Here is a 10,261-nt window from a genome sequence, read left to right on the forward strand (position 1 = left end):
CCGATAGGGCGAGGTCCCGGCCTACGCCGGGATGACGAAAATAGGAAGCGGCAGCTCTCCACCCTTTGACGCCGCGTTAACCATTGTCGGGCATAGCATCGCGATCAATCTGATGTGGGTGGCGCAATGAAATTCGATCCGATCAATCCGGCGGCTCAGATACTCGACCAGTCGGTGGCCAGCGACTGCGGCGAACTTGCCGTCGGCTGCAGCGATGCCGCGGGGCGTATCAAGCGCGCGACCGACCAGATGGACCGCCAGATTACCGAGCTCGGGCGGCTCGAGGAGTTTGTTGTCAGCCTCGAGGCCGACCAGCGCCAGATCGCCGATTCGACCGATGAGGCGAAATTACTGTCGGCGCGTGCGTGCGAACAGCTCGACACCGGCGCCGAGCGGGTCAACGCTGCGGTCAGCGAATTCCGCTCGGTCATCGACCTCGTCGCGCGGCTCGGCACCCACGTCACCAATTTCGCCGCGGTAATGGAGCAGGTCCAGCAGGTCAGCCAGTCGATCGAACAGATCGCCAAGACCACCAACATGCTCGCATTGAACGCCGCGATCGAGGCCGAGCGCGCCGGCGACGCCGGCCGCACTTTCGCCGTCGTCGCCGCCGAGGTGAAGAAGCTTGCGCAAAATACGCGCAGCGCCACCGACGAGATTCGCCGCAGCATCGGCAGCCTCGCGACCGAGGCGAGCGGGCTCGTCACCGAAATCCAGTCGGGGGTCGAACAGTCGAGCCGCGCCGAAATGCAATTCGAAACGATTACCGACGCGCTGCAGGATGCGACGCAACTCGTCGCGCTGCTCGACGACCAGAGCGACCGGATCGCGCAAAGCTCGGCCATGGTCCATGCCAATGGCGCCAAGGTGCGCGAGGCGCTCGACAGTGTCGTCACCTCGGTGCGCGACAACAGTTCGACGCTGGACGGCACGCGCGATTCGATCCTGTCGATGGAACATGTGTCGAACCGTATGTTCAACGCGGTGATCTCCGCCGGTGTATCCCCGAGCGATTCGGTGGTGGTCGACCTTGCCGCAAAAGTGCGCGATGAGTTCGTGGACCTTGCCGAGCGCGCGGTCGCGAACGGCGAGCTTACGATGGAGCAGCTGTTCGACACCGATTATGTCCGCGTTCCGGGATCGAATCCCGAACGCTTCCGCACCACGCTCTGCGACTGGGCCGACATCCACTGGCGGCCGCTGTTCGACCGCATCGTCACCAATCATCCCGAAGTCAAAATGTCGTCGGCGGGCGACATGAACGGCTTCCTGCCGACGCATATCACCGAATGTTCGCGCGCCCCGACCGGCGACGTCGCACACGACACCGCCTATTGCCGCAACGGGCGCATCCTGTTCGACGAGACCGACAGGGCGGCGAAGAAGAGCAACGCGCCCTTCTTCATGGCGGTCTATCGCCAGGAAGGCGACGGCACCAACTATGTGACGGTGCGCAACGTCTATACGCCGGTCGTGATCAACGGCCGCCGTTGGGGCGACGTCGAGGTCGCGTACCAGCTCTAGCGCGGGGCGCCCGGCGCGGGCGGCTGCGCCGGATATTGCGCCAGCGCGGGATTGAGGACGGTTCCGGCCGGCGCTTCGTCAACCCAGATCGCGACCGTGGGCTCCAGGCCATGCTCGTCGAGCAGGCCAAGCCGAACCGCGCGCATTTCGGGTCGCGCCGATGAGGCGCCGTAAAGCTGCGTCCCGCAAGCGGGGCAGAAGGACCATGTCAACTCGTTCCCGCTCGCCGCGACACGGCTGTTCGATGCGACCACGCCGGTCAGCGCGATGTCGGCGGTAAAGAAGATTCCATTGTGCGTCGGACCGCCCGCGGCGAGCTTCTGGCACTGGCGGCACCAGCACTGGCGCACCGCCACCGGCTCGCCCTCGATACGGATTTCGACCGCGCTGCAGGCACAGCTTCCGGCGTAGGACATGGCGGGTTTAGCTGCCCTGGCGCCGCGCCATGAAGGCGAGCTTTTCGAACAGCATCACATCCTGCTCATTCTTGAGCAGCGCGCCGTGGAGCGGTGGGATCGCCTTGCCGACGTCGCGATTCTGCAAGACCTCGAGCGGCATGTCCTCATTGAGCAGCAGCTTGAGCCAGTCGATCAGCTCGCTCGTCGATGGCTTTTTCTTGAGCCCCGGAACGTCGCGGACTTCGTAGAAGATGTCCATTGCGCGGCTGACCAGCGTCTTCTGGATGCCCGGGAAATGGACATCGACGATCTCTGCCATCGTGTTGCGGTCGGGGAATTTGATATAGTGGAAGAAACAGCGGCGCAGGAACGCGTCGGGAAGTTCCTTTTCATTGTTCGAGGTGATGACGACGATCGGGCGTTCCTTCGCGGTCACCGTCTCGTCGGTCTCATAGACATGGAACGCCATGCGATCGAGTTCCTGGAGCAAATCGTTCGGGAACTCGATGTCGGCCTTGTCGATCTCGTCGATCAACAGCACGGGCAGCTTGGGCGAGGTGAACGCCTCCCACAATTTGCCCTTGCGGATATAGTTGCGGATGTCGTGGACGCGCTCTTCGCCGAGCTGGCCATCGCGCAGGCGCGCGACCGCGTCATATTCGTACAGGCCCTGCTGCGCCTTGGTGGTCGACTTGATGTTCCAGGTGATCAGCGGCGCGTCGAACGCTTTCGCGATTTCCTCGGCCAGCACGGTCTTGCCGGTGCCGGGCTCGCCCTTCACGAGCAGCGGGCGGCGCAGCAACGTCGCGGCGTTGACCGCGACCTTCAGGTCGTCGGTCGCGATATAGGCGCTGGTTCCCTCGAAACGCATGGGCTCGTCTTTCCCTTAACGTGAACGTCAATTGGGATCGGCATAGCGAGGCGAGGGGGAGGGTGCAAGCGTGCCTGCTAACACGTCGCCCCTGCGAAGGCAGGGGCCGCCATCGGCGTAGCATAAGGTTGTCAGCGGCCCCTGCCTTCGCAGGGGCGACGTGTTGTTACGGGTGCAGGCGGCTGGTGGCGCGGGCTGCCATCAGATCCCACAGCCCGCTGTGCTGGGTGATGAGTTGCTGCGCGCCGAACACCATCGCGCGCTCGACGGCGGGGCTGTCGGCGACGGTCGCGGCAAGCCGCGCGGTTTCGCGCAGGTCGGGGAGGGTGCAGGTCGGCGGGGTCAGGTCGAGCCGCTGGGCGCTGATGTCGAGGAGGACGCGGATCGTCCGCCAGTCGAGCGACAGCGCGATCGCCGCGCCGACGGCGCAGCCGTGGCGGTCCGATTCGGCGAGCATGTCGATTGCCTTGCGCTGGGCGGCGACCGCGGCTTCGCATTGCGCCTGGCCCTGGGTGCTCGGCACGGGGCCGACTGCGGAGGCGATTTTGGACAGGAAGGCGCGCTCCTGGACAAAGGCGTTCGCCGCCTCGTCCATCCACTGGCGCGATGCGGGGTCGACCGCCTTGCGCGCGGCATTGTCGATGACGCCGGGATAACGGCCATGGAGCAGGCAGAGAAAATGGACGGCGTCGGCGAGGTTGCGCATCGCTTCAGGCCCGCTGGACAAGGCGCCCGAGCGGACGTGCGGATGCGCACCGGTCCCTTCGCTGGCAACCAGCGAATCGAGCATTTCAGCGACGCCACGCGTCTGCACCTTGGGCTGGGTCGACTGGCTCAACGCTTGATCCTCGCTGTGGCGCGGGCCGCGAAGCCCAAGCCGATGGAATTGCAGCGATCAGTGATAGGGCAACGTCGTAAACGTCGCGTTTATAAGCGGCGCCGGATTTGCGGCGCACCTGTTTCAGTCAGGGACAGCGCCAAAGGACAGACGTAAAGGGACCGGCAAGCACCGGGGAGAGCTTGCCGGTCCCAATCTATGGCGCTCGCTGGCGCCATAAGCGGGGTGGCCGGACCTGGGGAGAGGGAGCGTCCGGCTGGTTCTGTTTACGCTGCGAGCGCGAAGCCCTCGGTTTTTCCGGCCGGACGGTCGGCGGTTTCGACCGCGCTCAGTACCGGCTGTTCAGCGGTCGCTTTGGCCGGGAAGATCAGCCGCGACGCGAGCACGACGAGGCCGAGCGCGAAATAGCCGATGAAGGTCTGGACCGGGAAGAAGAAGAGCGGTGCGACGAAGGCAAGGCGCAACCACAGCGGGTTGAAGCCAAAATCCTGGCCCACGGCTTCGCAAATACCGAAGAAGGTGTCGCGGCGCTGGAAGAGGTTGGTGGTTTCGCTGTCCATTTTTAGTCTTTCCTTTTGGCGGCGGGCACTGCCCCGCGCCGATGCCGGGTGCATCGCAAGGCTCGTGCCAATTTCTTGCAGCCCTTGTTTTCCGGGATTTTTGGTGTCAGCCGAGGTCGGTCGCCTGCCCTGGATTCTGAATCGTTTCCCATCGAGTGGGAATGATTGCCATTTGATGGTCACCACCTGAGCCGACCATGAAGCGCGGCCGTTTCCGATGACGAAGCGCTATCTGGGGCGAAGATGTGAAGGTTTAAAGAAGTCGAGCAAAAGTTGTGCGGTGCAGCGTGCCGATCGCTGCGGCGCCGGCGGGCTTGCGGCATCCTGGCTCATACCGTCGGCAGCTCGGGTGGTAACCCTATTCCTTTCGTGCTCGCGGGGAGTGATGCGACGGATTGGTTTTCAGGGCAAATCTAACCAGATAGGTAAGTTTATCTTGACATTTCACCTTATATGGAACATAAGGGGATCATTGGCGACATATGTTCGCCCTATGCCGAGGAATGTCCGGAATGAGCGAAGCAGAGGGGGTCGGCCGCGCGAAGGGGCCGGAAGGCGAGATTGTGCGTTGCGGCCCGACGGGCCGCGCCCAGCGTATCAAGACCGGCGGCAAGCAATGGTCCGAAGCGGCGGAGGAGAAATTCTTCGACATCCTCGCGAGCTGCGCCAATGTCCGCATGGCGGCGCGGGCGACGGGTTTCACGACGTTCACCGTTTATCGCCAGCGGCGGATACGGCCTGACTTTGCGGCGCGTTGGCAGGTGGCGCTGGAGCAAGGCTATGCCCGGTTGGAAATGGAGCTGGTCCACGCGGCTTGCCGCACGATGGCCGGAAAGGATTTCGACGCTGACCGGCCGATCCCGACGATGACGGTCGAACAGGCGATGAATGTGCTGCGCGCGCATCGCAATGCGGTGGCGGGTGATGGTCGTCGTGGCCCCGGCCAACCCCCGCGCCGCCGCCGATTTGAAGAGGTACGCGCGAGCATCGAACGCAAGATCGCGGCGATCGAGCGGGTGGGGGCGGGGTCGTAATCTTATCAGGACCTGTCCCAAATACGAACCCTCGGAAAAGAAATGGACCGCATGACCGAATCGACCCGCAGCGGTTTCCTTGACCTTTATCGTCGTTTGTCCCCTGAAAAACGCCCGCTGCTGCTGGCGGCGCTCGATGTGAACGAGAGCGAGGCGGTCGATGGCGACTGGCCGAGCTGGGCCCATGACGGACAGATGTGTCCGCCGGGCGACTGGCGCAGCTGGGTGATCATGGCCGGGCGCGGCTATGGCAAGACGCGTGCCGGGGCCGAGTGGGTCGCCGCGGTGGCGGACGCGACGCCCGGCGCGCGGATCGCGCTGGTGGCCGCGACGATCGAGGAAGCGCGCGCGGTGATGATCGACGGGCAAAGCGGGCTGATGGCGGTCGCGGGCGATATCGTCCATCGCTTTTATCCCGCCAGGCGCGTGCTGGCGTTCACCAACGGCGCCGAGGCCTATCTCTATTCGGGCGCGTCGCCCGAGGCGCTGCGCGGACCCGAGCATCACGCCGCCTGGTGCGACGAGCTGGCCAAATGGCGCCAGCCCCGCGCGGCATGGGACATGTTGCAATTGGGGCTGCGGCTGGGCGAGCGGCCGCGCGCGATTGTCACCACGACGCCGCGTCCGGGTGCGGCGCTGGCGGAGATCATGGCGGAACAGGGGTGCGTGGTGACGCGCGGGCGCACGCACGACAATCCGCATCTGCCCGCCGCCTTCGTCCAGCGAGTAAGTGGGCTTTATTCGGGTACGCGGCTGGGGCGGCAGGAAATCGACGGCGAATTGCTGCCCGATGTGGCGGGGGCGTTGTGGACGGTCGAGACGATCGAGCGGTGCCGGATCGCGCCGCCGCAGCCGGCGCGCGGGGATTATGCCCGCGTCGTCATCGGGGTCGACCCGCCCTCGGGCGATGGGACTTGCGGGATCGTCGCGTGCGCTCTGGGAGCCGACGGTATGGGCTATGTGCTTGCCGACCACAGTGTGACCGCCCGCTCGGCGGAAGGTTGGGCCAGGGCGGTGGCTGCGGCGGCAATGGCGCATGGTGCGCAGATGATCGTTGCCGAAACCAACCAGGGCGGGACGATGGTCGAGGCGGTGTTACACGCGGTCGATCACAAATTGCGGGTGAAGGCGGTGAATGCCATGATCAGCAAGAGCGACCGGGCCACGCCGATCGCCACCGCCTTCGAGGCCGGCAAGGTGGGATTGTGCGGCGAATTTCCCGAACTGGAGGCCGAATTATGCGGGCTGGTGGCGGGCGGCGGCTATGAAGGGCCGGGGCGATCGCCCGACCGGGCCGATGCGATGGTGTGGGCGCTCAGTGAACTGCTACCGGTGCGCGCGACGGGCGCGCCGCGCGTGAAGGCGTTCTGAGGCCAGGCAAGAGCGCGATGTCGTTTGCGAACGCTCCAAGACGGGCGTCGGTTTTGGGGTGGGAAGCTGTCAGTCTGCTATTCGACCAAAGCTCGTTCCAAGGCGCCAAAATTGAAATCCAGATTGACGCCGTCGCGAGGCGGGCATTTATCACTTAAGGTCGAATATCTTTGAACTTTCACGTCTATCGACGGTGCAGCAATAAAGGCTTGGATATCGGAGGCCGAGTTTTTCGCGCGAATGCACGAAACAAGCTCAGAAAAGCTCCCTACGCGCTGAACACCTAGAACCCTGTCCGTCGTTGTCGGATCCGGAGCCGGAACAGTCCACCCCAGCATTGTTCCCCAATCGGACGCTAGCCGATCCGGGTCATAGGGCAGGAAGCGAAGGCTTGGTTCGATACATCCTGCCAATGCTGCTTTTAGGCTGGCAGTGGAACCTGTGTCCTTCTGGAATTTCTCGGCCTCGCCGCTGCCAACATTGTGCCAATCATCGACCCAAGCTTTTACCGCCACACGATTCTTGGCGATCCCACATTCGGCAACGCGCTGGTAATCCGCATCAATTGCGGTTGCGGATGCCGCAGCAATCTTCGCCGCTTCGCTGGAGCCATCGGGAGCATGAGCTAGTGGCGCATCATCAACGGAATCCTTGGCAGTGGCACCAGCTGCAGCAGACAACGTCACAATGGCGATAACAAAGAGAGCGGCCTTGATCACAAAAATTAGCCCCGTCGTTCCGAGAAATTTGAGCCAAATCGCATGACAGAACTAGTGACTGATATCCAGTTTCACTTCGTTTCGTTCCGAGAGCACTGAATGTCCGCAATCGGTCGTTAGCGGTCATTCCGATTAAATAGGGACTGTCCCTATTATTGGGGCCCAATCATCGTCACCCGGACTTGATCCGGGGTCCACGACCACCGCGGTTGCTTGGACCCCGGATCAAGTCGGCGTTTATACCTTTTAAGCAAGTAGATGTTCCCCGGCGAAGGCCGGGGTCCAGAGCGTTGGAAGCAAACGTAGCGTTATCGCGCTCTGGACCCCGGCCTTCGCCGGGGAACAGTCAGATACTTGGCTCCAAGGTATAAGCGCCGATCAAGTCCGGGGTGACGATAAAAGAAACGTCGCCTTTCGGCCACGATCCCCCAGCCTGGCCTTGGGCCTACAAGCCATATAATCGCCCAAAAAAAGCCCCGCCGGAGCGGGGCCTTTCGTTACTGGTCGAGGAAGCTGCGCATCTTGCGGCTGCGCGACGGGTGCTTCAGCTTGCGCAGCGCCTTCGCCTCGATCTGGCGGATACGTTCGCGGGTCACGCTGAACTGCTGGCCCACCTCTTCGAGGGTGTGGTCGGTGTTCATCCCGATGCCGAAGCGCATGCGCAGAACACGCTCCTCACGCGGCGTAAGCGACGCCAGGACTCGCGTAACCGTTTCCTTGAGGTTCGATTGCACCGCGGCGTCGACCGGGATGACGGCATTCTTGTCCTCGATGAAATCGCCGAGGTGGCTGTCTTCCTCGTCGCCGATCGGCGTTTCGAGGGAGATCGGCTCCTTGGCGATCTTCATCACCTTGCGGACCTTTTCGAGCGGCATCGACAGACGCTCGGCCATTTCCTCTGGAGTCGGCTCGCGGCCGCTTTCGTGGAGGAACTGGCGGCTGCAACGCACCAGCTTGTTGATCGTCTCGATCATATGCACCGGGATACGGATGGTGCGCGCCTGATCGGCGATCGAGCGGGTGATCGCCTGACGGATCCACCAGGTCGCATAGGTGCTGAACTTGTAGCCGCGGCGATACTCGAACTTGTCGACCGCCTTCATCAGGCCGATATTGCCTTCCTGGATCAGGTCGAGGAACTGCAGGCCGCGGTTCGTGTATTTCTTGGCGATCGAGATCACGAGACGCAGGTTCGCCTCGACCATTTCCTTCTTGGCGATGCGCGCCTCGCGCTCGCCCTTCTGGACCATGTTCACGACGCGGCGGAATTCGGTCAGGCTCATGCCCGCGGCTTGCGCGATTTCCGAAATCTCGATGCGGATGCGGTCGACCGCGCCGGCTTCATTCTCGGCGAAAGCCGCCCATTTCTTGTCGAGCCCGCTGACGCTCTCGATCCAGTTTTCTTCAAGCTCGCGCCCGACATAATTGTCGAGAAACGCCTTGCGCGGCACTTTGTGGCGTTCGGCCAGGCGCAGCATCTGGCCGCCAAGCGCGGTCAGGCGGCGGTTATAGCTGTAGAGCTGGTCGACGAGATATTCGATCTTGGTGTTGTGGAATTGCACGCTCTCGACCTGCGCGGTGAGTTCCTCGCGCAACTTGTGGTACTTCTTTTCCGACGCCGAAGGGAATTCGCCCGCGGTCGACAAAGCCTCGAGCCGTGCTTCCTGCAGCTTCGAAAAGGCCTTGAAGCTCTTGGTGATGTTCGCGAACTTTTCGAGCGCGTCGGGCTTCAGCAGCTCTTCCATCGCCGCGAGGCTGAGGGTGTTGTCTTCCTCATCCTCTTCAAAGGTTTCGCGCTTGCCCGACGAGCCTTCGCCATCCTCGTCATCCGAATCGGCGGCGGGCTCTTCCTCGACCTCATCCTCGTCCTTGAACGAGACGCCGGCGGTCTTTTCGCTGATCTCGCCATTGTCTTCTGCGCCCTCTTCATCGAGATTTTCGGGCGCGGGGTCCTTTGACAACATCGCTTCGAGGTCGACGATCTCGCGCAGCTGCATCTCGCCATTATTGAGGGCGTTCGACCAGTCGATGATCGCGTTAAAGGTCAGCGGGCTTTCGCAAAGCCCGAGGATCATCGTGTCGCGGCCGGCCTCGATGCGCTTCGCGATCGCGATTTCGCCTTCGCGGCTGAGCAGCTCGACCGCGCCCATTTCGCGCAGGTACATGCGAACAGGATCGTCGGTGCGATCGACCGTTTCCTTCTTCTTTTCGATCGCGGGGTTCGAAACCGAACCGGTGCCAGCGCTGACGTCGACTTCGTCGTCGGGTTCGGCGTCGGCCTCTTCCTGCACATCCTCGTCGCTTTCGACGATGTTGATGCCCATGTCGGAGATAGCCGACATGATGTCCTCGATCTGCTCGGACGACATCTCGTCCTGCGGCAGCGCCGCGTTCAACTCGTCATAGGTCAGGTAACCGCGCTTCTTGCCGCGCGCGAGCAGCTTTTTGACGTCGGCCTCGTTGAGGTCGATCAGTGGGCCGTCGGTGTCGGTTTCGGTTTCGGCGGTGTTCTTGGTGGCCATATTTGTTCCTGCCTTAGGGGCAATAAGTGGGTCAGCCTTGGCTGCTGTCGGACAGCGCAGCCAGGCGGCGGGTCAAATCCTCGTCCATCGCGCGCAGCTTTTGCTGACGCGCCATACCTTCGTCGTCCATCGTACGCATGTAATCCGCGGTGGCTTCGGCCAGCCGGGCGCGGATTTCGGGCTGCGTCACAAGCACGCCGATATATTCGTCAAGGTCGCGAAGCGCCGTTTCCCGCGCCGCTGCGGCCTCTTCCTTGCTTTCCAGCCTGCGATTGAACGAGAAGTGCATTCCGTCGGCTCTGAGCAATGTCATCGCCCTATTATACACTTTCATTGGCTCCAATATGGCAAGCAACCCCTCGCAATCAAGCCCTTCCTGACGCATTGCGCTGTCAAGCATTACGCCGAGCAGTTCGGCGTCGCT

General features: G+C 62.8%; 9 protein-coding genes and 1 pseudogene. 3 read left to right on the forward strand and 7 right to left on the reverse strand.

Going from position 1 to position 10,261, the window contains the following annotated elements; genetic code table 11:
- Window positions 1-126: 126 nt before the first annotated feature.
- On the forward strand, window positions 127-1,524 hold the full coding sequence (locus V6M50_RS12270) for a methyl-accepting chemotaxis protein (protein WP_332818850.1): 1,398 nt from the start codon (window positions 127-129) through the stop codon (window positions 1,522-1,524).
- Here V6M50_RS12270 and V6M50_RS12275 read toward each other — a convergent pair.
- The 4 genes from V6M50_RS12275 to V6M50_RS12290 form a co-directional block, all read right to left on the reverse strand.
- The gene (locus tag V6M50_RS12275; RefSeq protein ID WP_332818851.1) at window positions 1,521-1,940 is read right to left on the reverse strand and encodes a GFA family protein; all 420 of its coding nucleotides are present in this window, start codon (window positions 1,938-1,940) and stop codon (window positions 1,521-1,523) included. The two genes, V6M50_RS12270 and V6M50_RS12275, sit on opposite strands and share 4 nt — an antisense overlap.
- 7 nt (window positions 1,941-1,947) lie before the next feature.
- The gene (locus V6M50_RS12280) at window positions 1,948-2,793 is read right to left on the reverse strand and encodes an AAA family ATPase (RefSeq protein WP_332818852.1); all 846 of its coding nucleotides are present in this window, start codon (window positions 2,791-2,793) and stop codon (window positions 1,948-1,950) included.
- Window positions 2,794-2,959: 166 nt separating this feature from the next.
- Window positions 2,960-3,631: a DUF6975 family protein gene (locus V6M50_RS12285; RefSeq protein WP_332818853.1), complete on the reverse strand. Its 672-nt coding sequence runs from the start codon at window positions 3,629-3,631 to the stop codon at window positions 2,960-2,962.
- Window positions 3,632-3,897: 266 nt separating this feature from the next.
- Window positions 3,898-4,374 carry a PspC domain-containing protein gene (locus V6M50_RS12290; protein WP_332818854.1) on the reverse strand — a complete coding sequence of 159 codons (477 nt, stop codon included), beginning with the start codon at window positions 4,372-4,374 and terminating at the stop codon, window positions 3,898-3,900.
- Between the two features lie 329 nt (window positions 4,375-4,703).
- On the opposite strand from V6M50_RS12290, the gene V6M50_RS12295 reads away from it, so the two are divergent.
- Window positions 4,704-5,225: a hypothetical protein gene (locus V6M50_RS12295; protein WP_332818855.1), complete on the forward strand. Its 522-nt coding sequence runs from the start codon at window positions 4,704-4,706 to the stop codon at window positions 5,223-5,225.
- Window positions 5,226-5,276: 51 nt separating this feature from the next.
- Window positions 5,277-6,596 (forward strand): DNA-packaging protein, encoded by a 1,320-nt coding sequence (locus V6M50_RS12300; protein WP_332818856.1) that lies wholly within the window; start codon window positions 5,277-5,279, stop codon window positions 6,594-6,596.
- A gap of 77 nt (window positions 6,597-6,673) precedes the next feature.
- Here V6M50_RS12300 and V6M50_RS12305 read toward each other — a convergent pair whose 3' ends face one another.
- The 3 genes and pseudogenes from V6M50_RS12305 to V6M50_RS12315 all read right to left on the reverse strand — a co-directional run.
- Complete coding sequence (locus V6M50_RS12305; protein WP_332818857.1) at window positions 6,674-7,315, reverse strand: hypothetical protein; 642 nt, start codon at window positions 7,313-7,315, stop codon at window positions 6,674-6,676.
- Between the two features lie 497 nt (window positions 7,316-7,812).
- Window positions 7,813-9,837 carry an RNA polymerase sigma factor RpoD gene (gene rpoD / locus V6M50_RS12310; protein WP_332818858.1) on the reverse strand — a complete coding sequence of 675 codons (2,025 nt, stop codon included), beginning with the start codon at window positions 9,835-9,837 and terminating at the stop codon, window positions 7,813-7,815.
- A 31-nt stretch (window positions 9,838-9,868) separates the two neighbouring features.
- Window positions 9,869-10,261, reverse strand: a pseudogene (locus tag V6M50_RS12315) (DNA primase); the annotation flags it as partial.

It is taken from the genome of Sphingopyxis sp. (genome assembly GCF_036675685.1).
In the GTDB taxonomy this organism is placed as follows: domain Bacteria; phylum Pseudomonadota; class Alphaproteobacteria; order Sphingomonadales; family Sphingomonadaceae; genus Sphingopyxis.

What these genes read in the sequence shown, in the direction of transcription:
- V6M50_RS12270 (WP_332818850.1), top strand. Translation starts at nt 127, where the DNA reads ATGAAATTCGATCCGATCAATCCGGCGGCTCAGATACTCGACCAGTCG.
- V6M50_RS12275 (WP_332818851.1), bottom strand. Translation starts at nt 1,940, where the DNA reads ATGTCCTACGCCGGAAGCTGTGCCTGCAGCGCGGTCGAAATCCGTATC.
- V6M50_RS12280 (WP_332818852.1), bottom strand. Translation starts at nt 2,793, where the DNA reads ATGCGTTTCGAGGGAACCAGCGCCTATATCGCGACCGACGACCTGAAG.
- V6M50_RS12295 (WP_332818855.1), top strand. Translation starts at nt 4,704, where the DNA reads ATGAGCGAAGCAGAGGGGGTCGGCCGCGCGAAGGGGCCGGAAGGCGAG.
- V6M50_RS12300 (WP_332818856.1), top strand. Translation starts at nt 5,277, where the DNA reads ATGACCGAATCGACCCGCAGCGGTTTCCTTGACCTTTATCGTCGTTTG.
- rpoD (WP_332818858.1), bottom strand. Translation starts at nt 9,837, where the DNA reads ATGGCCACCAAGAACACCGCCGAAACCGAAACCGACACCGACGGCCCA.